Raw genomic sequence first — 21,630 nt, forward strand, 5'->3', positions numbered from 1 at the left:
TCCCCCGTATGACGGGGAGGAGCGATCAGGACTTCGCCGCCGTCGACGTCTTCTGCGCCCCCCAGAAGCCGAACAGGGCGCCGGCGACGCGGCGGATCTGGATCTCCTCGGAGCCCTCGGTGATGCGGTAGCGGCGGTGGTGGCGGTAGATGTGCTCGAACGGCGTGTGGCGCGAATAGCCGATGCCGCCATGGACCTGCATGGCGCGGTCGGCGGCGTCGCACACCAGGCGGTTGGCGCGGTAGTTCGACATCGCCACCCATTCGCTGACGTTCATGTGATGCTCGCGGTCGAGATGCCACGCCGTCTTGCGCACCAGCCCGCGCACCATCTCGGCCTCGGTGTGCAGCTCCGCCAGCGGGAACTGGATCGCCTGGTTGGTGGCCAGCGCCTTGCCGAACACCTTGCGGTTCTTCGCATAGGCCACCGACAGGTCGATGCAGTATTGCGCGGCGCCGAGGCTCGAGGCGGCCTGGCGGATGCGGTTCTCGTGCACGAAGGTCTGCGCCACGTCGAGGCCGCGTCCTTCCTCGCCCAGCATGGTCGAGCCCGGCACGGTGACGTTGCTCAGCGACACCTCGGCATGGTCGGACGGCATGTTGAACGTCCACCACATGTATTCGATCTTGAAGCCGGGGCTCTTCACCGGCACCAGGAAGGCCGAGATGCCGCGTGCGTCACCCGCCTTGCCGGACGTGCGCGCGAAGACGAGGTCGACGGTCGCGGTGTGCATGCCGGTGTTGAACCGCTTCATGCCGTTGATCACCCAGTCGGCCCCTTGCTTGACGGCCGTGGTCTCCATGAAGGTGGCGTCGGAGCCGTGCAGCGGTTCGGTGAGGCCGAAGCCGATGCGCTCGGTGCCCTTGAACATGCCTTCGATGTAGCGGTCCTTCTGCTCCTGCGTGCCGAAGCGATGCAGCAGCAGGGCCACCGGGAAGTTGCCGACGATCGAGCTCTCGTTCTGCAGGTCGTTGTGCAGGCCGAGCCCCTTGTGGGCCAGATGCTCGCGGATGATCGCCATGGCGAGGTTGGACCCGTCCTTGCCGCCCAGCGCCTTCGGCAGGCCGAAGCGCAGGTGACCGGCCTTGTCGGCCCGCCGCTTCATCTCGGCCAGAAGCTCTTCCCATTCGTGCCGCGGCTGGCCGTCATTGTCCCAGTCGGTGCGCGCATGCTCGCGACGATGGTCGAAGAAGCGGATATTGTCGTTCTCACGCTCCAGCGGCCGGATCTCGCGCTCGATGAACTCGTCGAGTTCGACCAGATAGGCCGCGATGTCCGCGGGAATGTTGAAATCCATGCTGTTCTTCCCTGGTAAACGGTTGTTCACCTCATACCATAGGATACCTGCCCGCAGCCCTCCAATCGTGCGAAGAGCGCCCTGCCGGGGGCTCTTCTGATGGGACTTCCATCATGCGAGAGGCCGGCCGGGTCAGACGGCGCCGACGATGCCGATGAGGCGAACGATCACGCTCAGGGCCGTTGCCGCCGTCGAGATCACCTCGCTCAGCTTCCGCTGGTCCTCGATGGCGCGCTCGATTCGTTCGTTGACGACTTCCATACTGGCAACGATGGCCTTCCATTCGTTGCTCGAAGCCAGAATTCTGTCCTTCTTTCGGTAGAGCTGGAACTGCTTGAGCCGGAATTCCACGGCTTGATCGCTCAGCTTCTTTGCCTGGACGGCGCTGAGGCCGGGCATTGCCGAGAGGGCGCCGAGGCTATCCGCGGTCGAGCGGATCTTGTCGAGTTGACGCTCGATTGCGGAAAGAGTGTCGGAAGAGTCGATTGCCATGTTCTTTCTCCACGAGTTTTCGAGTGACGGGATGTTGCGTCGCTAGGCCCCCAGGATTTTGTCGATGGCCTTTCGGACGGCCTCGGCGCGCTGGTACAGAGTCTCGATCGCGGACATCAGCTCCTTCGCCGTCAGGCGACTCTCGCGGGCACTGCGGACAAGTTCGTCGTGGGCCGCGAGCGTCTCCCGGGCGAGCTGGGCAAGATCGACCGACTGAAGGTCGGCCGTTCCGGCCTGCGCAGAAGCGATGGCCTCGAGGGCCGCGCGCCTGTCTGCGGAGAAGGCAACCGTCCTCGGGATGACGTTGTAGGTACGAACCCGATTGTTCAGGTCCTCTGCCGCCCCGTCGGCGATCGTGCGTTGAAATTCGGCCATCAGGCTCGGCTGACCGTTCCGCGGACTGATCACGAAGTCGGTTGCGGTTCGCACGGGAGCGTCGGCCGCCAGGATCGAGCGCCGCACGCGTGCGAGGCGAATGGCATCGTCGACGGTTCGGGCGATCTCGAAAATGAGCTCCGACGCACTGCCGGCGATGACGCCGCCGGTGGACGTCGAGAAGCCCGCCGAAAGTGCGTCGATGGCCTTGATCGTTCCGCCGACCTGCTTCTGCAGCTCATTGAGTTCGTCGGCGGTCTTCGCCCCCAGCAGCTTGGCGAGCAGTTCCGAATACTGCGCGATCATCGCGAAGTACTGGACCGGAATGAGCTTGTCGTCGTTCGACGGCACCAGGGATTGCCGGTCGGAGCCCACGGTCACGCGGCAGTTCTCGGCAGATACTTTCTGCCGGCAGGTGACGAGGTCGAATGACAGCGGTTGCGCGGCATTCGCCGCGCTCGCCAGGGTCAGCTTGCCCTCGGTCGAGGCGAAGGCGGCTGCGGCTTTCTGGACGGCCGTGTTGCCCGTGCTGGTCGCAACGGAGAACTTTTTGACCTCGTCGGCGAGATAGTCCGGTCCGCATGCGGTCAACGCGGCCAGCTGACCGACGACCAGGAACGCGAGTGCTGCTTTTCGGCAAGTCGATCTCATCTTTCCCTCCAGTGCTGAGCATCGATGCGATCATTCGCTCGAGCCCTGGGGGAGAGGACTTAGAGGGCCAACGGTCTTCACTCTGTGGCGTTCGCCACAGAGTGCGGCGATTTTCTTCAGCTCCCGAACGTGGGAATTACCACAGAGATCGCCCGACAAGCCGGCCTAGCGTTCACGCCAGACACATCAGTGTCGTTCGGGAGGAGCACATGGCTCAGTTCGAGATGGAGATCGCGGCGCCCACCCTGCCGCTCGATGCGCACAGCACCGACAAGGACATATTGCGTCTTCAGGAATGGCTCATCGTCCGCGGTATCGGTGTCGGCGAGAACTCAAACGCCCAGCCGGGAACGGCGGCCGCGGTCGGGATCGATGGAGACTTCGGCCCCTCGACCGAAGCCGGCTGCAAGACCTTTGCGGCAGCGGCGGATCTCCCCCCTGACGCCGTCACCGCAGCGTTCTGGCAAACGCTGACCGATGGCATGGCGACGGCCTTCCGTTTCCGCTCCACGCATCCGAATGTCGGCGACGCGGTGATCGAGACGGCGCGCGCGCATCTCGTCCAACGGCCGGTGGAGGCACGGCGCTTCATCGATGGCGAACTCCGGGGGCGCGACAATTCCGGCCCATGGGTGCGTGCCTACTGCCTCGGCCATTCGGACCAATGGTGCCAGGGAGCCGCTTCGCAATGGGTGAAGCAGGCCTTCGCCGCCTTGGGCAGGCCGCTGCCGTTTCCGCTAGATGGCCCGGGAATTGCGCCCCTCTACGTTCCCTCCATCGTCGGATCGGCCCGCCGGCACAGCTGTCTTGCGCTCGGTGCGAGCTTCACCCCGATTCCGGCGGGCTCTTTCTTCTTCGTGCGCGGCATGATCAACGGCCAGCCGAGTCACACTCACGTCGGCGTGACGATCTCGCCAATCCGGCCGGACGGCAGGTTCGACACGGTCGAGGGTAATGCCAGCACCGACGGCAGCCATAACGACTGGGAGGTTTGTCAGCGAACCAGATCGCGGACGACCTGCGATTTCGGCGTGCTGGCGTGAGGCTCGCGTCCGGTTCGGATCGCGAAGAAGCAGTCTGGCGTTGGCCGGCACTCGCGCCGCAACAACCGGAGAGGAGTGGGAGATGAATTCTCGGTCAGGGGCTGAAATTCGAGATCACGTGGCTTGCCCCACCGGCAGGTCGACCCTGAACCGGCTGCCGCCGCCTTCTGCCGCGAGGCAAGACGCGTCGCCGCCGTGGCGGCGGGCGATGTCGAGGACCAGGGCGAGGCCGAGGCCGCTGCCGCGGCCGCTCTCCGATGAGCCCGCCAGACGGTAGAAGGGCTCGAAGATGCGCTGGCGTTCGGCCTCCGGCACGCCGGGGCCTCGGTCGGTGACCTCGAGGACCGCACGGCCGTCCTCGCGCTTGACGGAAACGTCGATGGGAGTGCCGCCGCCGTAGCGTTGCGCGTTCTCGACGAGGTTGCGCACGAGACGGCGCAGCAGGGTGCGGTCGCCATCGACGGTCACCGGTTCACCGACCACCTCGACGTCGTAGTGAGAGGCTTCCTCCGCAGCCAGCGCCAGCAGGTCGACCGGCTCGCGCTGCTCCAGCTGCGGGACCGCCTCGAGCCGGCTCGCCAGCAGGATTTGCTCGATGAGCTCGTCGAGTTCGGCCACGTCCCGCTTCAGCGACTCGCGCGTCCGGGGATCGGCGGAGTCGCCCAGCAGTGAGGCTGCCATCGAGATGCGCGTGAGCGGCGTGCGCAGCTCGTGGCTGGCATTGGCCAGCAGCAGCCGGTGGGCGGCCACCAGCGCCTCGATGCGCTCGGCCGAACGGTTGAAGCTCGCGGCCAGCGCCGCCAGCTCGTCGCGCCCCTCGACCTTCACGCGGGCGCTGAGATCGCCGCCGCCCAGCCGGTCGACCCCGGCCTTGAGCCGCTCCAGCCGCCGGCCGAGACCGCGCACCACGGGGAAGGCCCCGACCGCGACGGCGATGGCCACCATCCCGAGGGCGGCCGCAATCCAGAAGATCGGGTTGGGGCGCTCGCGCACCTGGCGTGCCACCAGCCAGCGTCCGTCCGGCAATTGCAGGACGAAGTTCGGGCCGCCCGGGCCGCGCCGCCAGCCGGTGCGCGCCCGTTTGGGCTCGAAGCGCGGTGGCGGCTTGCCCGCCATGGCGATCATGTCGCCATCGGGTTCGTAGAGCGCGATGTCGAATCGCAGCTTCCGCTGCAGTCCTTCGATCGCGCGTTGCTGGTCGGCGTGCGGCGCCGTCGCATCCGGCAGCAGCGCGCCGGTCAGTTCGGCCGCGACGTCCAGATATTGCGGCGTGCGATTGTCGTCGTCGGCCACCCGCCACAGCAACACCGCCGCGCCGACGAACACCGCCAGCACGACGAGGATGGTGACGTAGAATTGCAGGTAGAGGCGCTGCACGGTCTAGCGATCCTGGTCCTTGGCGAAGACGTAGCCGGTGCCGCGCAGGGTGAGGATACGGCGCGGCTTCTTGGGGTCGTCCTCGATGGCGGCGCGGATGCGGCTGACATGGACGTCGACCGAGCGGTCGAAGGCTTCGAGCTTCTCGCCCTTGAGCAGATCCATCAGCGCGTCGCGCGAGAGCACGCGGCCGGCCCGCTCGGCCAAGGCCAGCAGCAGCGCGAACTGGTAGGAGGTGATGGGGCGCTCCTCGCCGTCGATCCTGACGACACGGGCACCCTTGTCGATCTCGAGCCGGCCGAAGCGCAGCACGTCCGACTTTGGCGCGGCGCTGCCCCTGCGGCGCAGGATGGCGCGCAGGCGCGCCTGCAACTCGCGCGGCTCGAAGGGTTTGGCGAGATAGTCGTCGGCGCCCAGTTCGAGGCCGACCACCCGGTCCATCGGCTCTCCGCGCGCCGTCAGCATCAGGATCGGGACGTCGCTGGTGGAGCGCAAGCGGCGGCAGAGATCGAGTCCGTCGGCATCCGGCAGCATGAGGTCGAGAATCACCGCGTCGAAGGTCTCGCGCTTCAGCTGGGCCTCGCCGTCGCGGCCGGTGCCGGCGACGGTCACGCGAAAGCCCGCCCCGCCGAGATAGTCGGAAACCATCCCGGCGAGGCGGTCGTCGTCGTCGATCATCAGGATGCGCTCGGCCATTGGCTCAGTATCGGACCGGCGCGGTCCCGATGTCATCTTCCGTCAGCCCTTGCCGCTCAGCCCTTGCGCTCAGCCTTTCCGGGGGCCGTGCTTGTGGTCGTTCCAGGTCTTGAAGAAGGCCTGGCGCTGGTTGGCGTTCAGCACGTTGCCGGCGTCGGTCAGCGCCTTGGTGAAGCGCTTGGAGCTGTCGTCCGCGATCTTCATCTGCTCGACGCGGATCTGCTCGATCTTCGCCGGGTCGATGGTCGGGGCCTCGAGCGCCGCGCGCATCGCCTTGCGGTTCTCGACGCGCTGTGCGTGCAGGGGCTTCATGTCGGCAAAGGCGGCCTTGAGGATGCCGACGATCTTCGTCTTCTGGTCCTGCGTCGCGTCGGTGCCGTTGAGCGCCTTGTCCACGCGCTTCTCGATGCGCTCCTGGAACTTGGCCGGATCGACCGACCCGCCGTCCGCCCGGGCAAAGGCCGGCATGCCGGCGGTCGCCGCGAGGCTGCCCGCGAGGAGGGCCGCCATTGCCGTCTTGATGCTGAGGTTCGTCATGTCTGTCTCCATCTGGTTCGGGTGCTGTCCCCGTACGCCCAAGATGGAGGGTCCCGGTTTCGCGCCCATCTCGCGCCGGTAAAGTTGTGTAAAGTGCTCCCACCATGACGATCGTGACGACCGAGCGCCTCTCGCTCAGGCCCCTGCTGCCGGCCGATGCCGAAGACTATGCCGCCATGCGCTTCCATCCCGAGGTGGCCCGGTGGCTGCCGCCGGCGCCGGGCAAGGCGCAGGAAGGCGATTTGGTGGCGGCGGCCCATGCCGCGATCGAGCGCTTCGCCGCTTCCTGGCAGGAGCGCCGCCTCGCCCCGTGGGGCGTGTTCTGCGAGGGAAGGCTGATCGGCCATGCCGGGCTGAATTTCATCGAGCAGTTCGACGGTGTCGAGGTGCTGTGGTCGCTGCATCCCGATGCCTGGGGCCAGGGCTATGCGACCGAAGCGGCGCGCGCGGCGCTCGCCTACGGGTTCGAGACGCTGGAACTCGACTCGATCTTCGCGATCACCCTCGAAGAGAACCGCGCATCGCGCTCGGTGATGGAGCGACTGGGTCTCACCTACCGCAAGCGGGTCGACTACAAGGGCTTCACCGACATCGTCTGGTACGACGTCGACCGCGCGACCTATGCGGAGAGGATGTCCAGCGCGGCGCGGTGAACTGCGGGGTCGCCGGCAGCGACGACGGTGCCGTCGGACTGCATGTCGAGGGCCTTGCCCTTCCAGTCCGTGATCACGCCGCCGGCGCCGGTGATGACGGGGATCAGGGCCGCGTAGTCGTAGAGTTTGAGGTCGGCTTCGACGACGAGGTCGACATGGCCCGCCGCCAGCAAGCCGTAGGCGTAGCAGTCGCCGCCCCAGCGGAAGAGCTTCACCTTCTCGGTGAGCGCCTGGTGCGGTCTGGCATGGCCGTCGGCAAACATGCCGGGCGCCGTCGAATACATGTAGGCGTTGGCGAGGCTCGCGCAGGCGCGCACCGAGATCGGCTTGCCGTTCAGGGTCGAGCGCTCGCCTTCGACTCCGAGCCAGCGCTCCTGCAGGATCGGCTGGTCGATGATGCCGAGTACCGGTTTACCCTTGTGGAACAGGCCGATCAGCGTGCCGAACAGCGGCAGACCGGTGATGAAGGCCTTGGTGCCGTCGATCGGGTCGAGCACCCAGACATACTCCGCGTCGGTGCGGACCGCGCCATGCTCCTCGCCGAACACGCCATGGTCGGGCACGTGACGGTCGAGCAGCTCGCGCATCGCCGTCTCCGCTTCGCGGTCGGCGATGGTGACGGGGCTCAGGTCGGACTTGTCGTCGACCGTGACGCCGGTGCGGAAATAGCGGGCCGCGATCGGCCGGGCGGCGTCGGCCAGCCGATGGGCCAGCCCGACGAGATCGGACGGAACCACCTAGGGCAGCGGTGCCGGCGTGTCGGCCATCGTGCGCAGGTACGCGATCATGTCGGCGCGATCCTGTTCCTTCGGGAGGCCGGCGAACGCCATCTTCGTGCCGCGCACATAGGCGGTCGGCTTGAAGATCATATGGTCGATATCCTCGTAGCTCCAGTCGCCACCCTTGGCGGTCAGCGCCGAAGAGTAGGAGAAGCCGGCATGGCTCGCCTTCGGACGATTGACCACGCCCCACAGGTTCGGGCCGACCTTGTTGGCACCGCCCTTGTCGACGGTGTGGCAGGAGAAGCACTGCTTCTGGAAGAGAGCCTTGCCGGCCTCGATATTGGCGCTGGCGAGCTTCGGCCCGATCGGCGGAATCTCGATGCCAGCCGGAGCGGCAGCCGTCTGCGTCGGTGCCTCGTCAGAGACGGCCAGAGCCGGCTTGTCGAGCTTGTGCGGATGCACGACGGCATTGGAGACCTTGCCGACCACCATCGCGAAGAGGGCGGAAGCCAAAACGCAGCCTGCGATCGTGTTGAAACTGGCCATGTCAAATCCCGAAGCGGCGAATTCTACGGACGCTGCTGTAGCATGCCCGCACCGTCGCCAGTAGTATTCCATCGCGTCAGGCGGATCGCGCGGCGGAACGTCGCAAGTGCCGGATATTACGAGGTTTTTCGCCTATCGGTGGGCGTCAAAAAGTGAGGCGGGGAGTGCGGCAGATGGCCAAGGGACGGGCGGAACGGCGGGGCGCTAGGCAGGGGGGCAAGGCCGCTGCCAGCAACATCATCGCCTTCCAGGGCGAGCCCGGCGCCAATTCCGACATGGCCTGCCGGGCGGCCTTTCCGTACATGACGACCCTGCCGTGCCCGACCTTCGACGCCGCGATGGGCGCCGTCCAGGCCGGCAAGGCGGAGCTGGCCATGATCCCGGTCGAGAATTCGATCGCCGGCCGCGTTGCAGACCTGCACAGCCTGCTGCCGCACACCAAGCTGAAGATCGTGGCCGAGCACTTCCAGCGGGTCGAGCACTGCCTGGTGGCCCTGCCGGGGGCGTCGCTGAAGTCCATCCGGACGGTCAAGAGCCATGTCCAGGCACTGGCCCAGTGCCGCAACTTCCTGAAGAAGAACAAGCTGCAGCCGGTGGTCCATGCCGATACCGCTGGCGCGGCGCGGGAGATCGCCGAGATCGGCGATGCCAGCGTCGGCGCCATCGCCTCGTCGCTCGCCGCCCGCATCTACGATCTCAAGGTGCTGGCCAAGAACATCGAGGATGCCGACCACAACACCACGCGCATGCTGGTCTTCTCGCGCGAGGAGGCCCATCCCGACTGGCGCACCGTGCAGTGCATGACCGCCTTCCTGTTCCGGGTGAAGAGCCGGCCGGCGGCGCTCTACAAGGCGCTGGGCGGGTTCGCGACCAACGGCGTCAACATGGTGAAGCTGGAAAGCTACCTGTCCGGCGCCCGCTTCGAACAGGCGCTGTTCTACGCCGAGGTCGAGGGTCATCCCGAGCAGCGCAACGTGCTGCTGGCGCTCGAAGAGCTCGGCTTCTTCTCCGACGAGCTGAAAATGCTGGGCTCCTTCCCGGCCAACCCCTTCCGGCGCAAGGGCTGGGAAGCCCCGACCCGCCCCGGCACCTGAGGTCTTCCATGGCGCAACAGCCCGTCCGCATCGCCCCCTCCATCCTGTCGGCGGATTTCGCCGCGCTCGGCCGCGAGGTCGAGGCGATCACCGCAGCCGGTGCCGACTGGATCCATGTCGACGTGATGGACGGGCATTTCGTGCCCAACCTCACGATCGGCCCGATGGTGGTGAAGGCGCTGCGCAAGCACAGCAAGCAGCCCTTCGACGTCCATCTCATGATCTCGCCGGTCGATCCGCTGGTGCCGGCCTATGTCGAGGCCGGCGCCGACGTGATCTCCTTCCACCCCGAGGCCGGTCCTCACGTCCATCGCACGATCCAGCTCATCAAGGGTCTCGGCCGCAAGGCGGGCGTCGTGCTCAATCCGGCGACGCCGCTCAGCGCGATCGAACACGTGCTGGGCGATCTCGACCTCGTGCTGGTGATGAGCGTCAATCCGGGCTTCGGCGGACAGGCCTTCATCGAGAGCCAGCTCGCCAAGATCGCCGCCCTGCGCCAGGCGATCGACGCGCTGGGCAAGCCGATCGACCTCGAGGTCGATGGCGGCGTCAATGTCGAGACGGCGAGGCGCTGCATCCAGGCCGGTGCCGACGTGCTGGTCGCCGGCACTGCGGTGTTCTCGGGCGGCCCCGACCGCTACGCGGCCAACATCGCGGCACTGCGCTCATGAGCGACATGATCCTGCACCACTATCCGAATTCGCCCTTCTCGGAGAAGGTGCGCATCGCCTTCGGCCTCAAGAAGGCGGCGTGGAAGTCGGTCGTGATTCCGAACATCCTGCCCAAGCCCGACCTGATGCCGCTGACCGGCGGCTATCGCAAGACTCCGGTGATGCAGGTCGGCGCCGACATCTACTGCGACACGCAGCTGATCATGCTGGAGATCGAGAAGCGCGCGCCGACACCGCCGCTGCTGCCCAAGGGCAGGGAAGGCGAGGCGCGGGCGCTCGCCATGTGGATCGACCGCAACATCTTCTGGGCCGCCGTCGGCGTCGTCATGGGCGCGCTCGGCGACAAGCTGCCGGAGGCCTTCCTCAAGGATCGCAGCGCTTTCTCCGGCCGCTCCTTCGATGCGGCCGCGCTCAAAGCCGCCGCACCGATGGCGCTGCAGCAGACCTACGCCCAGCTCGTCATCGCCGAGCAGATGCTGGCCGACGGCCGGCCCTACCTGCTCGGTGACGCGCCCTGCCTGGCCGATTGCGCCCTCTACAATCCCGTCTGGTTCATCAAGGAGCGGTTGGGCGGCGGAAAGCCGGTGCCGCCGTTCGACCGGCTGCCGCTCCTGACGGCCTGGTCCGAGCGCCTGAAGGCGGTCGGCAGCGGAAGCCCGACGGAGATCGCCGCTGCCGATGCGATCGCGATCGCGAAAGCCGCGACCCCCGAGGCGACGACCATCGATAGCAACGATCCCAGCGGCCTGAAGGCCGGCCAGACGATCAGCGTCACGCCCGACGATACCGGCAAGGTGCCGGTGAGCGGCGTGCTGGTTGGACTTGCAAGCGACCGCGTCTCGATCAAGCGGCATCACGAACAAGTCGGCGAGGTGGTGGTTCACTTCCCCCGCGCCGGCTTCGTCATCACGCCGGCATAGTTGGATAGCTGATGTCCTGAGCTGTCGTCCTGAGCGAAGCGAAGGACCTGGCGGAGCGACCAAACGACTGCGTAGCTGGTGTGAGATCCTTCGCTTCGCTCCAGAGCGGGGGTTACCCCGCTCGCGATGACAAGAATGCCTAAACGACCTCGACGCCGATCTCGGCCGCGATGCGGCGGAAGGCGGCGACGGAGCGCGCTGTCGCGTTGCGTCCATCCTGCGGGCAGTGCGTCTCGATGCTGGCGTGGATCTGTTTGACCGGATTGGGGACCTTGCTCACCGCGGTCAGCAGCCGCGTGAGTTCCTGAGCCCACGGAACGTCGCCGTCGCCCAGGGGCACGGTGCGCTTGGCCGACAGGTCACGATCCTTGAGATGGATGAGGTCGACCAGCGGCGCCAGTACGGCGAACTCGGCATCGGTCGGCGGCGCGCCCATGGCCCAGGCATTGCCGATGTCGACCAGCGGCCGCAACTGGCCGGACAATGGATTGGACTCCAGGGCTTCCTGCAGTTCGGTGAAGAAATCGGCGAGTTCGGCAAGCGAGCCGATGTTGCAGGCGGGCTCGTTCTCGATTTCGACGGTCACGGAATAGGTGAGACTGAGATCGGCCAACCGCTCGAACCGCCCGATCAGATCGGCCGGCTTGTAGCCGGGATAGCGCAGATGGCTGAACACGCGAATCCGTTCGGCGCCCAGCACGGTGGCCATGTCGAAGGCATGCACCAACGGGTCGTCGGCCGGACAGTCGGCCGGATCGAAGGCGAAGTCGACCTTGCCATCGGCGCTTTCCTTGCCGGGTGCCGGCCACTTGAGGAGGGGCGAGACGAAGGTCGGCACGCTGAGCCCTGCGGCCTCGATCGTGCGGGCGATGCGGCCGCCGTCCTCGAGCGACATGCCGAGCAGGTTCCTGCCATCGACCGTGCGCATGTCGAGGCGCCGCACGTCGTGTTCGGCGCAGAACGAGATCATTTCGTCGAGGGAGGGGCCGATTTCGTCGCCGATGACGGCGAGCGCGAGACGAGGAAGGGACATGGGTCTAACCTACTATGGACGGACCTGTTTGGCTAAAGTCGGGGCGAGCGCAAGGGAGACGGCATGAGCGACGACGCGGCGATCTTCGTGGGGGCCAGCACTGCCGACCAGTATCTCCTTCTGAAATACGCCAACCGCCACGGGCTGATCGCCGGCGCCACCGGCACCGGCAAGACCGTGACCCTGCAGACCATCGCGGAGGGCTTCTCGGCCTATGGCGTGCCGGTGTTCATGGCCGACGTGAAGGGCGACCTGTCTGGCGTCAGCCAGGCGGGCGGCGACAACCTGCGGGCGCTTGAGCGTGCGCGGCAGCTCGGCATCGACGGCTATGGCGGCCGCGCCTTCCCGACGATCTTCTGGGACCTGTTCGGCGAGAAGGGCCATCCCATCCGCACGACGGTGAGCGAAGTGGGGCCGGTGCTAATGGCCCGCCTGCTGCAGCTCAACGAGACCCAGGAAGGCGTGCTCAATATCGTGTTCAGGATCGCCGACCGGCAGGGCCTGCTGCTGCTCGACTTCAAGGACCTGCAGGCGCTCTTGCAGTGGGTCGCCGAGAATGCCGGCACCCTCACCACCGAATTCGGCAATGTCAGCAAGGCGTCGGTCGGCACGATCCAGCGCCAGCTCCTCACCCTCAGCCAGCAGGGTGGCGAGCGCTTCTTCGGCGAGCCGGCGCTCGATCTCCACGACATGATGCGCTGCGATCCTGCGGGCTACGGCGCCATCAACATCCTGGCGGCCGACCGGCTGATGCAGAGCCCGCGCCTCTACGCGACCTTCCTGCTGTGGCTGCTGTCCGAACTGTTCGAGTCGTTGCCCGAGGTCGGCGATCTCGACAAGCCGAAGTTCGTCTTCTTCTTCGACGAGGCGCACCTCCTGTTCGACGACGCGCCCAAGGCGCTGCTGTCGCGGATCGAGCAGGTCGTGCGCCTGATCCGCTCCAAGGGCGTCGGGATCTACTTCATCACGCAGAACCCGCTCGACGTGCCGGAGACCGTGCTGGGCCAGCTCGGCAACCGCGTGCAGCACGCGCTGCGCGCCTTCACGCCGCGCGACCAGAAGGCGGTGAAGGTGGCGGCCGAGACGTTCCGGCCGAACAAGGCGTTCGATGCCGCGCAGGCCATCACCGAACTGGGCGTCGGCGAAGCGCTGCTGTCGTTCCTCGACGCCAAGGGCGTGCCGTTCCCGGTCGAGCGCTGTTTCATCGCCCCGCCGCAGGGCCGCATCGGACCGGCGACCCCTGAGGAGCGCGCGGCCGTCCTGGCGGGGAGCCCGCTGGTGGGCAAGTACGACAAGATTGTCGATCGCCAGTCGGCCTACGAAGTTCTCACCGGTCGCGTGACCGCTTCGGCCAATCCCGAGACGGCTCCGCCGCGCCGTCGCGGCCAGTATGGATCGGTGCCTCCGACCGTGCCCGCGACCACGGGGCCGTGGGGGCCTCGCCCGCCCGAACCGCCGCCGCAGGTCGAGCAGCCGATCCCGCCCGAGCCCCGTCCCCAACCGCGTCTCAAGACGGCGCAGCCCCAGCCCCAGCCGCACGCGCCCACGCCGGCGCCGAACAAGGCGCCAGCCGGCCGTCAGCGCGATTCGGTGGGCGTTGCCGTCGCCAAGGCGGCGGGCCGCAGCATGGCGACCGTCGCCGCGCGCGAGGCGGCGAAGGCCGTATTCGGCAAGGGAAAGGCGGCGTCGATCGGCGCCACCGTCGGCGGCGCCGTCTTGCGCGGCGTGCTGGGATCGATCCTGAGAGGCTGATCCGGCGGTCGCCGATCAGCTCAGACGGTCGAGTTCCTTGACGATGGCGTCGCCCATTTCCTGGGTGCCGACCTTCTTCACGCCGTCGGTGTTGCCCACCAGAAGATCGCCGGTGCGGTAACCCGCCTTCAGCACGTTCTCGACGGCGAGCTCGACCATGTCGGCATCCTTGCCGAGGTCGAACGAGTAGCGAAGCATCATCGCGTAGCTGAGTGTCTGGGCGATCGGATTGGCCAGGCCCTTGCCCGCGATGTCGGGCGCGCTGCCGTGGATCGGCTCGTACAGCGCCTTGCGGCGGCCGGTCGCGTCGGGGGCGCCGAGCGAGGCCGACGGCAGCAGACCGAGCGAGCCGGTCAGCATCGAGGCTTCGTCCGACAGGATGTCGCCGAACAGATTGTCGGTGACGATCACGTCGAACTCCTTGGGCGCGCGCAGCAGCTGCATGGCGAGCGCGTCGGCATACATGTGGCTCAGCTGGACGTCGGAGTACTTCTCCTTGTGCAGCTTGGTCGCCTCCTCGCGCCACAGCACGCCGGTGTGCATGACGTTGGCCTTCTCCGAGGAGAGGACCTTGTTCTTGCGCTTGCGGGCCAGCTCGAAGGCGACGGCGCAGACCCGGCGGATCTCCGGGGCCGTGTAACGCTGCGTGTCGAAGGCCTCGACCTCGCCGGCGGCGTTGACGTGGCGGCCGCGCGGCTCGCCGAAGTACACGCCGCTGGTCAGCTCGCGGATGATCATGATGTCGAGACCCTTGACGATCTCGGGCTTGAGCGACGAGGCGTCGACCAGCGCATCGAACACCTTGGCCGGGCGCAGGTTGGCGAAGAGGTCCATCTCCTTGCGCAGGCGCAGCAGGCCGCGCTCGGGCTTCTTGCTGAAGTCGGCGGTATCCCACTTCGGGCCGCCGACCGAGCCGAACAGCACGGCATCGGCTTCCAGCGCGGTCTTCATGGCGTCGTCGCTGAGCGGCACGCCGTGCTTGTCGAGGGCGGCGCCGCCGACGAGGTCTTCCTTGATGTCGAAGCCGATCGCGCGCTTCTTGCCCATCCAGGCAATGATCTTGCGGACTTCGTTCATCACCTCGGGGCCGATGCCGTCGCCGGGCAGCACGAGCAGATTGCGATTGGACGCCATGATGGTCAGGTCTTCCGTTGGGTTTGGAATTCGGATCGGTTTGGACGGTCTTCGGTCCGCTGGAATGACCTCATCCTGAGGAGCGCCGTTCTCGGCGCGTCTCGAAGGATGGGCAACAGGCGCGGTGTCCGTTGCCCATCCTTCGAGACGCTCGCTGCGCTCGCTCCTCAGGATGAGGTCGGGGTTTGTTCCTCAGGCGGCGCTGTGCAGCCAGGGCTGCGACTCGCTCTGGCGGCGCTCGAAGTCGTCGATCGCCGACTTCTTCTCCATGGTGAGGCCGATATCGTCGAGGCCTTCCATCAGGCACTTCTTGCGGAAGGGATCGATGTCGAAGTGGACAGTGCCGCCGTCCGGACCCTTGATCTCCTGCTTCTCGAGGTCGATCTCGATGATGGCGTTCGAGCCGCGGCTCGCATCGTCCATCAGCTTGTCGACGATCTCCTTCGGCACCTTGATCGGCAAGATGCCGTTCTTGAAGCAGTTGTTGTAGAAGATGTCCGCGAAGTCCTCGGAGATGATGCAGCGGATGCCGAAGTCGAGCAGTGCCCAGGGCGCGTGCTCGCGGCTCGAGCCGCAGCCGAAGTTGGGACCCGCCACGATGATCTTGGCGTTCTGGTAGGCCGGCTGGTCGAGGACGAAGTCCTTCTTCTGGCCGTCCGCCGTCCAGCGCATCTCGTAGAACAGTCCGTCCTTCAGGCCGGTGCGCTTGATCGTCTTCAGGAACTGCTTCGGAATGATCATGTCGGTGTCGACATTGACCATGGGCAGCGGCGCAGCGACGCCGCTCAGCGTCGTGAATTTCTCCATGAGACCTCCCGGAAAGGCCGGAATAAACGGGCTTTCCGGGCCGCGGTCAAGCCACCCGATTCTAGCGGGTCTTGATCACCACGGTGTTGGCGATGATGTCGTGCAGGCCGCGCTTGCGCTCGGTGAAGGCGACCATGATGTAGCCGATGCAGAAGATGGCTCCCGAAAGGATCCGGGCGAAGAACCGTCCGGTGGCATTGAGGAAGGTGAGCCGCTTGCCCTCGCCGGTCACGACCCGCAGTCCCATCGCCATCTTGCCGACGGTGGCGCCCCTCTCGGAACTCTCCAGCAGCGCGAAATAGAGCCAGAAGACGAGGATCGTGAGCAGGTTCACCCTGGGATCGATATCGCTCAGGTCGTCGGGGTTCACCTGCCTGAGGCCGAAGAGTCCCATCACGACGCCCAGCACGATGCCGACCAGGATGACATCGATGATGTAGGCCACGACGCGGATCCAGAACCCGCCATAACCGACAGGCGAGGTGCCCGGCGGCGTCGCATCCCAGACCGGGGGTGGCGGCGGCGCGGAGCCTGAATTCGGGACGCTGGCCATGTGTCTCTCCCCTCTCGTTGGTGAAAGCGAACGCTACATTGGCCATGAGCGTTCCTGACCGCAAATGGAAACGGGCGGCCCCGCGAGGGGCCGCCCGTCCTTCGTCCCGCTGATGGAACGGCGTCTACTGGAAGTCGCGAACGTCGGCCAAGGTGCCGCGGATGGCGGCAGCGGCGGCCATCGCCGGGCTCACCAGATGGGTGCGCCCGCCGCGGCCCTGACGGCCTTCGAAGTTGCGGTTCGAGGTCGAGGCGCAGCGCTGGCCGGGCTCGATGCGATCGGCGTTCATCGCCAGGCACATCGAGCAGCCCTGCAGGCGCCATTCGAAGCCGGCCTCGAGGAAGATCTTGTCGAGACCTTCCTTCTCGGCCTGGGCCTTCACCAAGCCGGAGCCCGGAACGACCATCGCCGACACGGTCGAGGCGACCTTGCGGCCGCGCGCGATCTCGGCGGCGGCGCGCAGGTCTTCGATGCGGCCGTTGGTACACGAGCCGATGAACACCCGGTCGATCGGCACGTCGACGAGGCGCGTGCCCGGCGTCAGGCCCATATAGGCAAGCGACCGGGTCCAGGCCTCGCGACGGTTCTCGTCCGGCGCATTGGCCGGGTCGGGAACGACGTCGGTGATCGGCAGCGCGTCCTGCGGGCTCGTTCCCCAGGTCACCATCGGCGGAATGTCCGAGGCGTTGAGGTCGAGCTGCACGTCGAAGTGCGCGCCCTTGTCCGACGGCAGGCGTCGCCACTGGCTGAGCGCCAGGTCCCAGGCCCCGCCCTTCGGCGCGTAGGGACGACCCTGCAGATACTCGAACGTGGTCTCGTCGGGCGCGATCAGGCCGGCGCGGGCGCCCGCCTCGATCGACATGTTGCAGACCGTCATACGGCCTTCCATCGTGAGCTCACGGATGGCGCGGCCGGCATACTCGATGACGTAGCCGGTGCCGCCGGCAGTGCCGAGCTTGCCGATGATGGCCAGGATGACGTCCTTGGCCGTGACGCCGAGCGGCAGGCTGCCCTCGACCGACACGCGCATGTTCTTGGCCGGCTTCTGGATCAGCGTCTGCGTGGCGAGTACGTGCTCGACCTCGGAGGTGCCGATCCCGAAGGCCAGAGCGCCGAACGCTCCGTGCGTCGAGGTGTGGCTGTCGCCGCACACGATGGTCATGCCGGGCAGGGTGAGGCCCTGCTCGGGGCCGATCACGTGCACGATGCCGCGGCGCGGATCGTTCAGGTCGAAGTAGGGCACGTGGAAGTCGGCGACGTTCTTCTCCAGCGTCTCGACCTGGACGCGCGACTCCTCGTCCTCGATACCCTGGCTGAAGTCCGTCGTCGGCGTGTTGTGGTCGGCGACCGCAATCGTGGCGTCGGGCCGGCGCACCGGCCGGCCCGCCATCCGCAGGCCTTCGAAAGCCTGCGGGCTGGTCACCTCGTGGACGAGGTGACGGTCGATGTAGATGACGCAGGTGCCGTCGTCCTGGCGATGGACGACGTGGCTGTCCCAGATCTTCTCGAACAGGGTCCGCGGTGGCGGCGGCGGGGCCGGCGGAGTGGCCGACTTGTTGCGGAACGCCATGTTGGACCTACTTCTTTCCGCCGCCCTTGGCGTTGCGGACGGACTTCTCTTCCTTGGGCTTTTCCTTCTTGAGCTTCTCGCGGCGCGGACGCTTGAGAGCCTCCTCGGCCTGCGTGGCGAGCAGCGCGCGCTGGGCCTCGGTGTCCTCGGCGATGCGGCTCGCCTTGCCGCGCAGTTCGCGCAGATAGTAGAGCTTGGCGCGGCGCACGACGCCCTTACGGACGACCTCGATTTCCCAGATGCTCGGGCTGTAGAGCGGGAACACGCGCTCCACGCCTTCGCCGAAGCTGATCTTGCGCACCGTGAACGAGGAGTTCACGCCGGCGTTCTTGCGGCCGATGCACAGGCCTTCATAGACCTGAAGGCGCTCGCGGTTACCTTCCTGCACCTTCACATGCACCTTGAGCGTGTCGCCCGACTCGAAATAGGGAACGGGCCGCTCTTCCTGCACCTTGTCGATCGTCGTCTGGCCGATCGCGTCGAGAATGTTCATCGCATCCATCCTTTCGTCACTTCTCATCGTTTCCCGCCGCGGTCCGGCGCCGGGCCCAAAGATCGGGCCGCCGCCTCCGCGTGATCTCTTCCCGCTGCTTCACCCGCCACTCGGCGACCTTGCCGTGATGGCCCGAGAGCAGAACCTCCGGCACGCGCCGTTCGATTCCGTCGGGCCCTGCCCAGGTCGCGGGCCGGGTGTAGTGCGGGTACTCCAACAATCCGTCCTCGAAACTCTCCTCGTTCGCCGAATCGGCCGCGCCCATCACCCCGGGCAGCAGCCGCACGCAACAATCCATCACCGTCATGGCCGCGATCTCGCCGCCCGAAAGCACGAAATCCCCGACCGAAATCTCCTCCAGCGCCTGGGCCTCGATGACCCTCTCGTCGACGCCCTCGAACCGTCCGCACACCAACAACACGCCCGGTCCCGCCGCCAGCTCCCGCCCGCGCGCCTGACTGAACGGCGCGCCGCGCGGCGAGAGCAGAACCTTCGGCACCCCCGCCATTCCCGGCGCCTGCATGACCGCCTCGATCGCGGCCGACAGAACGTCGGGCTTCAACACCATGCCGGCGCCGCCCCCGAAGGGTGCGTCGTCCACCGTGCGATGCCGGTCTCCGGCGAACCGCCGGATGTCGACGGCCTCCAGCGACCACACGCCTTCCTTCAGCGCCCGGCCGGCCAGGCTCTCGCCCAGCGGGCCCGGAAACATCTCCGGGAACAGCGTCAGCGCGGTCGCGCGCCACACGTTAGTCCTCCGCCTCCTTCGCCGGCCCACCCGTCAGCAAACCTGCCGGCGGCTCGACCGTAACCCTGCCGCCCTCGACGTCGATCTCGGGCACCACCGCGTCGGTGAAGGGCAGCATCACCGAATGTCTCGATGCGCTGCCGCCCGACACTTCCATCGTCCGTCCGCCGCCGAAATCGTGGAAGGCCATGACCTTTCCCCAATCCCGGCCCTCCCGGTCGAACGCGGCGAGCCCGATCAGGTCCGCCTCGTACCACTCCCGCTCGCCCGTCTCCGGCAGGCGCTCGCGCTCCACATAGAGCCGCAAACCGCGTACTGCCTCGGCCGCCGTGCGATCGGCTACGCCCTCGATCCGGGCCAGGACCGCTCCCTTCACGGAGCTCAGCGCCTCGACCCGGTACTCTTTCGTTCCCTTCTCGTCCGACAGCGCGCCGTAGGAGGCGATCGCCATCGGGTCCTCGGTAAAGCTCCTGATGCGCACCAGGCCGCGAACCCCATGGGGTGCCGCAACGACGCCCAGGAGGACGCGACCCTTGCTCATCGAAGCAACCACCCGATCAGGTGGCCGCGGCTTCCTCGGCGGCCGGCGCGGCGGCTGCTGCGGCGGCGGCTTCGGCCTTCATGCGCTCCTGCGCCTTGGCGCGGGGCAGCGGCTTCTTGGTCTGGTCGCGGCGCTCGCGCGGCTTCATCAGCTCGGCCTGCGACAGGAACTTCGCGACGCGATCGGACGGCTGCGCGCCGACCTTCAGCCAGTGCGCGATGCGCTCCTTGTCGAGCGTCAGGCGCTGGGCATGATCGCGCGGCAGAAGCGGATTGTAGGTGCCGAGCTTCTCGATGAAGCGACCGTCGCGCGGGCTGCGCGAATCGGCCACGACGATGTGGAAGAACGGGCGCTTCTTGGCACCGTGCCGGGTCATGCGGATTGCGATCATTCTCTCAGGTCCTCTCTTCGATATCGGTTCGTATGATTCGTCTGACTAAATCTGGCTGACTTCTTGAAACCTCAGCGCGGAAACCCCGGCGGGCCACCCATGCCGCCGAGGCTGCGCATGAATCCCTTCTCGCCGAGCTTGTTCACCCGCTTCATCATCTTGAGCATGTCGGCATGCTGCTTGAGCAGCTTGTTGACATCCTGCACCTGCACGCCCGCGCCCTTGGCGATGCGCTTCTTGCGCGAGGCGTGGATCAGATCGGGGTTGCGGCGTTCCTTCGGCGTCATCGACAGGATGACGGCCTCCTGGCGCTTGAGCTGACCCTCGTCGATCTTGGCCTTGGACATGGCGGCCTTGGCCTGCATGGCGCCCGGCAGCATACCCATCAGGCCCGAAAGCCCGCCCATCTTGCGCAGCTGGCGCAGCTGGTTGAGCAGGTCGTCCATGTCGAACTGGCCCTTGCGGACCTTGGCCGCCAGCTTCTCGGCATCTTCCTTGTCGATCGTCTCTGCGGCACGCTCGACCAGCGAGACGATGTCGCCCATGCCGAGGATGCGGGACGCGATACGATCGGGATGGAACGGCTCCAGCGCGTCGAATTTCTCGCCGACGCCGATCAGCTTGACCGGACGGCCGGTGACGGCGCGCATCGAGAGCGCCGCGCCGCCGCGCGCATCGCCGTCGACACGGGTCAGCACGATGCCGGTGACGGCCAGTCTCTCGTTGAAGGCCTTGGCCACGTTCACGGCGTCCTGGCCGGTCATGGCGTCGGCGACGAGCAGCGTCTCCTTCGGCTTGGCGAGGTCGCTGATGTCGGCGACCTCCTTCATCAGCTCTTCGTCGATCGAGAGCCGGCCCGCCGTGTCGAGGATGAGGACGTCGAAGCCCTCGCGCTTGGCCGTCTCGAGGGCGCGCCGGGTGATGGCGAGCGGCATCTCGAGCGGAACGATCGGCAGGGTCGGAACGCCGGTCTGCTCGCCCAGCACCTTGAGCTGGTGCTGCGCGGCGGGGCGGCGCGTGTCGAGCGAGGCCATCATGACCTTGCGCCGGGTCGCGAAGCTGCCGCCGAACATTTCGGCCGCCATGCCCTGCGGGCCCTGGCTGAGGCGATAGGCGATCTTGGCCGAGGAGGTGGTCTTGCCCGAGCCCTGCAGGCCGACCATCAGGATGACGACCGGCGGGATGGCGCCCAGATCGAGATCGGCGACGGTGCCGCCGAGCATTTCGACCAGGTGGTCGTTGACGATCTTGATGACCATCTGGCCCGGCGTGACCGAGCGGATGACATCGGCGCCGATCGCCTTGGGCCGGACTTCCTCGATGAACTGGCGGACGACGGGCAGGGCCACGTCGGCCTCGAGCAGGGCGGTCCGCACCTCGCGCAGGGCCGCGTCGACATCGGCCTCGGAAAGCGCACCACGCCCCCTGAGCTTGTCGAATACGTCACCAAGACGCTTGCTAAGACCCTCGAACATAACGCTCCCGTTTGCTCAAAGACGTATCGCGCCGATGCGCGAACCTTCGCGGATCAGCG

The 21,630-nt window shown here is 66.9% G+C and carries 24 protein-coding genes; 6 read left to right on the top strand and 18 right to left on the bottom strand.

Translation table 11 applies throughout. From position 1 onward, the window contains the following. Window positions 1–25: 25 nt before the first annotated feature. The 3 genes from ACO07I_RS17830 to ACO07I_RS17840 all read right to left on the bottom strand — a co-directional run bounded on the left by ACO07I_RS17830 (window position 26) and on the right by ACO07I_RS17840 (window position 2,815). Entirely contained in the window at window positions 26–1,297 is a 1,272-nt protein-coding gene (locus tag ACO07I_RS17830) for an acyl-CoA dehydrogenase family protein (RefSeq protein WP_422009722.1), read from the bottom strand. Between the two features lie 132 nt (window positions 1,298–1,429). Next, window positions 1,430–1,789 (bottom strand): hypothetical protein, encoded by a 360-nt coding sequence (locus ACO07I_RS17835; RefSeq protein ID WP_422009723.1) that lies wholly within the window; start codon window positions 1,787–1,789, stop codon window positions 1,430–1,432. A gap of 42 nt (window positions 1,790–1,831) precedes the next feature. Then, window positions 1,832–2,815, bottom strand: a complete 984-nt coding sequence (locus ACO07I_RS17840; RefSeq protein ID WP_422009724.1) for a hypothetical protein — start codon at window positions 2,813–2,815, stop codon at window positions 1,832–1,834. Window positions 2,816–3,024: 209 nt separating this feature from the next. On the opposite strand from ACO07I_RS17840, the gene ACO07I_RS17845 reads away from it, so the two are divergent. Next, window positions 3,025–3,858 (top strand): peptidoglycan-binding domain-containing protein, encoded by an 834-nt coding sequence (locus ACO07I_RS17845; RefSeq protein WP_422009725.1) that lies wholly within the window; start codon window positions 3,025–3,027, stop codon window positions 3,856–3,858. Between the two features lie 114 nt (window positions 3,859–3,972). Here the strand turns inward: ACO07I_RS17845 and ACO07I_RS17850 are convergent, their stop codons facing one another. The 3 genes from ACO07I_RS17850 to ACO07I_RS17860 all read right to left on the bottom strand — a co-directional run bounded on the left by ACO07I_RS17850 (window position 3,973) and on the right by ACO07I_RS17860 (window position 6,468). Next, entirely contained in the window at window positions 3,973–5,235 is a 1,263-nt protein-coding gene (locus ACO07I_RS17850; protein WP_422009726.1) for a sensor histidine kinase, read from the bottom strand. 3 nt (window positions 5,236–5,238) lie between these two features. After that, on the bottom strand, window positions 5,239–5,931 hold the full coding sequence (locus ACO07I_RS17855; protein ID WP_422009727.1) for a response regulator: 693 nt from the start codon (window positions 5,929–5,931) through the stop codon (window positions 5,239–5,241). A gap of 69 nt (window positions 5,932–6,000) precedes the next feature. Continuing rightward, window positions 6,001–6,468, bottom strand: coding sequence for a Spy/CpxP family protein refolding chaperone (locus ACO07I_RS17860; protein ID WP_422009728.1), 468 nt, complete (start codon window positions 6,466–6,468; stop codon window positions 6,001–6,003). Window positions 6,469–6,572: 104 nt separating this feature from the next. On the opposite strand from ACO07I_RS17860, the gene ACO07I_RS17865 reads away from it, so the two are divergent. Further along, complete coding sequence (locus tag ACO07I_RS17865) at window positions 6,573–7,121, top strand: GNAT family N-acetyltransferase (RefSeq protein ID WP_422009729.1); 549 nt, start codon at window positions 6,573–6,575, stop codon at window positions 7,119–7,121. Here ACO07I_RS17865 and hisN read toward each other — a convergent pair. Both hisN and ACO07I_RS17875 read right to left on the bottom strand, forming a co-directional pair. Continuing rightward, window positions 7,088–7,858 (bottom strand): histidinol-phosphatase, encoded by a 771-nt coding sequence (gene hisN / locus ACO07I_RS17870; protein WP_422009730.1) that lies wholly within the window; start codon window positions 7,856–7,858, stop codon window positions 7,088–7,090. The two genes, ACO07I_RS17865 and hisN, sit on opposite strands and share 34 nt — an antisense overlap. Beyond that, a complete protein-coding gene (locus ACO07I_RS17875; RefSeq protein WP_422009731.1) occupies window positions 7,859–8,389 on the bottom strand; it encodes a c-type cytochrome in 531 nt (176 codons plus the stop codon). It lies immediately after the preceding gene. Between the two features lie 173 nt (window positions 8,390–8,562). Here ACO07I_RS17875 and ACO07I_RS17880 point away from each other — a divergent pair, with 173 nt between their 5' ends. Genes ACO07I_RS17880 through ACO07I_RS17890 form a run of 3 tightly spaced genes read left to right on the top strand, consistent with a single transcriptional unit; the run spans window position 8,563 to window position 11,074 of the window. Beyond that, on the top strand, window positions 8,563–9,483 hold the full coding sequence (locus tag ACO07I_RS17880; RefSeq protein WP_422009732.1) for a prephenate dehydratase: 921 nt from the start codon (window positions 8,563–8,565) through the stop codon (window positions 9,481–9,483). A gap of 8 nt (window positions 9,484–9,491) precedes the next feature. Next, a complete protein-coding gene (gene rpe, locus ACO07I_RS17885; protein WP_422009733.1) occupies window positions 9,492–10,154 on the top strand; it encodes a ribulose-phosphate 3-epimerase in 663 nt (220 codons plus the stop codon). Further along, a complete protein-coding gene (locus tag ACO07I_RS17890) occupies window positions 10,151–11,074 on the top strand; it encodes a glutathione S-transferase family protein (protein ID WP_422009734.1) in 924 nt (307 codons plus the stop codon). Before rpe ends, ACO07I_RS17890 begins: the two co-directional genes overlap by 4 nt. Window positions 11,075–11,213: 139 nt before the next feature. Here ACO07I_RS17890 and ACO07I_RS17895 read toward each other — a convergent pair whose 3' ends face one another. Beyond that, a complete protein-coding gene (locus ACO07I_RS17895; RefSeq protein WP_422009735.1) occupies window positions 11,214–12,107 on the bottom strand; it encodes a sugar phosphate isomerase/epimerase family protein in 894 nt (297 codons plus the stop codon). Window positions 12,108–12,170: 63 nt separating this feature from the next. Between ACO07I_RS17895 and ACO07I_RS17900 the strand changes: the two genes are divergently transcribed. Next, window positions 12,171–13,859 carry a helicase HerA-like domain-containing protein gene (locus ACO07I_RS17900; RefSeq protein ID WP_422009736.1) on the top strand — a complete coding sequence of 563 codons (1,689 nt, stop codon included), beginning with the start codon at window positions 12,171–12,173 and terminating at the stop codon, window positions 13,857–13,859. 15 nt (window positions 13,860–13,874) lie between these two features. Here ACO07I_RS17900 and leuB read toward each other — a convergent pair whose 3' ends face one another. The 9 genes from leuB to ffh all read right to left on the bottom strand — a co-directional run bounded on the left by leuB (window position 13,875) and on the right by ffh (window position 21,571). Further along, window positions 13,875–14,993, bottom strand: coding sequence for a 3-isopropylmalate dehydrogenase (leuB, locus tag ACO07I_RS17905; RefSeq protein WP_422009737.1), 1,119 nt, complete (start codon window positions 14,991–14,993; stop codon window positions 13,875–13,877). Window positions 14,994–15,185: 192 nt separating this feature from the next. Beyond that, window positions 15,186–15,800: a 3-isopropylmalate dehydratase small subunit gene (leuD, locus tag ACO07I_RS17910; RefSeq protein WP_422009738.1), complete on the bottom strand. Its 615-nt coding sequence runs from the start codon at window positions 15,798–15,800 to the stop codon at window positions 15,186–15,188. Window positions 15,801–15,861: 61 nt separating this feature from the next. Continuing rightward, the gene (locus tag ACO07I_RS17915) at window positions 15,862–16,353 is read right to left on the bottom strand and encodes an RDD family protein (RefSeq protein ID WP_422009739.1); all 492 of its coding nucleotides are present in this window, start codon (window positions 16,351–16,353) and stop codon (window positions 15,862–15,864) included. Window positions 16,354–16,477: 124 nt separating this feature from the next. Next, window positions 16,478–17,923, bottom strand: coding sequence for a 3-isopropylmalate dehydratase large subunit (gene leuC, locus ACO07I_RS17920; protein WP_422009740.1), 1,446 nt, complete (start codon window positions 17,921–17,923; stop codon window positions 16,478–16,480). Between the two features lie 7 nt (window positions 17,924–17,930). Further along, a complete protein-coding gene (gene rplS, locus ACO07I_RS17925) occupies window positions 17,931–18,416 on the bottom strand; it encodes a 50S ribosomal protein L19 (protein WP_298310923.1) in 486 nt (161 codons plus the stop codon). Between the two features lie 16 nt (window positions 18,417–18,432). After that, a complete protein-coding gene (gene trmD / locus ACO07I_RS17930; protein ID WP_422009741.1) occupies window positions 18,433–19,164 on the bottom strand; it encodes a tRNA (guanosine(37)-N1)-methyltransferase TrmD in 732 nt (243 codons plus the stop codon). 1 nt (window position 19,165) lies between these two features. After that, the gene (gene rimM, locus ACO07I_RS17935; RefSeq protein WP_422009742.1) at window positions 19,166–19,705 is read right to left on the bottom strand and encodes a ribosome maturation factor RimM; all 540 of its coding nucleotides are present in this window, start codon (window positions 19,703–19,705) and stop codon (window positions 19,166–19,168) included. A gap of 16 nt (window positions 19,706–19,721) precedes the next feature. Next, a complete protein-coding gene (rpsP, locus tag ACO07I_RS17940; RefSeq protein WP_298310931.1) occupies window positions 19,722–20,096 on the bottom strand; it encodes a 30S ribosomal protein S16 in 375 nt (124 codons plus the stop codon). Between the two features lie 71 nt (window positions 20,097–20,167). Further along, window positions 20,168–21,571, bottom strand: coding sequence for a signal recognition particle protein (gene ffh, locus ACO07I_RS17945; RefSeq protein WP_422009743.1), 1,404 nt, complete (start codon window positions 21,569–21,571; stop codon window positions 20,168–20,170). Window positions 21,572–21,630: the final 59 nt, after the last annotated feature.

Origin of the sequence: Reyranella sp. (assembly GCF_965227665.1) — a bacterium.
Lineage (GTDB): Bacteria > Pseudomonadota > Alphaproteobacteria > Reyranellales > Reyranellaceae > Reyranella.

Bases quoted from the DNA above. Each gene is read 5' to 3' on its own strand.
- ACO07I_RS17830 (WP_422009722.1), bottom strand. From the start codon at position 1,297: ATGGATTTCAACATTCCCGCGGACATCGCGGCCTATCTGGTCGAACTC.
- ACO07I_RS17835 (WP_422009723.1), bottom strand. From the start codon at position 1,789: ATGGCAATCGACTCTTCCGACACTCTTTCCGCAATCGAGCGTCAACTC.
- ACO07I_RS17840 (WP_422009724.1), bottom strand. From the start codon at position 2,815: ATGAGATCGACTTGCCGAAAAGCAGCACTCGCGTTCCTGGTCGTCGGT.
- ACO07I_RS17845 (WP_422009725.1), top strand. From the start codon at position 3,025: ATGGCTCAGTTCGAGATGGAGATCGCGGCGCCCACCCTGCCGCTCGAT.
- ACO07I_RS17855 (WP_422009727.1), bottom strand. From the start codon at position 5,931: ATGGCCGAGCGCATCCTGATGATCGACGACGACGACCGCCTCGCCGGG.
- ACO07I_RS17860 (WP_422009728.1), bottom strand. From the start codon at position 6,468: ATGACGAACCTCAGCATCAAGACGGCAATGGCGGCCCTCCTCGCGGGC.
- ACO07I_RS17865 (WP_422009729.1), top strand. From the start codon at position 6,573: ATGACGATCGTGACGACCGAGCGCCTCTCGCTCAGGCCCCTGCTGCCG.
- ACO07I_RS17875 (WP_422009731.1), bottom strand. From the start codon at position 8,389: ATGGCCAGTTTCAACACGATCGCAGGCTGCGTTTTGGCTTCCGCCCTC.
- ACO07I_RS17880 (WP_422009732.1), top strand. From the start codon at position 8,563: ATGGCCAAGGGACGGGCGGAACGGCGGGGCGCTAGGCAGGGGGGCAAG.
- rpe (WP_422009733.1), top strand. From the start codon at position 9,492: ATGGCGCAACAGCCCGTCCGCATCGCCCCCTCCATCCTGTCGGCGGAT.
- ACO07I_RS17890 (WP_422009734.1), top strand. From the start codon at position 10,151: ATGAGCGACATGATCCTGCACCACTATCCGAATTCGCCCTTCTCGGAG.
- ACO07I_RS17895 (WP_422009735.1), bottom strand. From the start codon at position 12,107: ATGTCCCTTCCTCGTCTCGCGCTCGCCGTCATCGGCGACGAAATCGGC.
- ACO07I_RS17900 (WP_422009736.1), top strand. From the start codon at position 12,171: ATGAGCGACGACGCGGCGATCTTCGTGGGGGCCAGCACTGCCGACCAG.
- leuB (WP_422009737.1), bottom strand. From the start codon at position 14,993: ATGGCGTCCAATCGCAATCTGCTCGTGCTGCCCGGCGACGGCATCGGC.
- leuD (WP_422009738.1), bottom strand. From the start codon at position 15,800: ATGGAGAAATTCACGACGCTGAGCGGCGTCGCTGCGCCGCTGCCCATG.
- ACO07I_RS17915 (WP_422009739.1), bottom strand. From the start codon at position 16,353: ATGGCCAGCGTCCCGAATTCAGGCTCCGCGCCGCCGCCACCCCCGGTC.
- leuC (WP_422009740.1), bottom strand. From the start codon at position 17,923: ATGGCGTTCCGCAACAAGTCGGCCACTCCGCCGGCCCCGCCGCCGCCA.
- rplS (WP_298310923.1), bottom strand. From the start codon at position 18,416: ATGAACATTCTCGACGCGATCGGCCAGACGACGATCGACAAGGTGCAG.
- rimM (WP_422009742.1), bottom strand. From the start codon at position 19,705: ATGAGCAAGGGTCGCGTCCTCCTGGGCGTCGTTGCGGCACCCCATGGG.
- rpsP (WP_298310931.1), bottom strand. From the start codon at position 20,096: ATGATCGCAATCCGCATGACCCGGCACGGTGCCAAGAAGCGCCCGTTC.
- ffh (WP_422009743.1), bottom strand. From the start codon at position 21,571: ATGTTCGAGGGTCTTAGCAAGCGTCTTGGTGACGTATTCGACAAGCTC.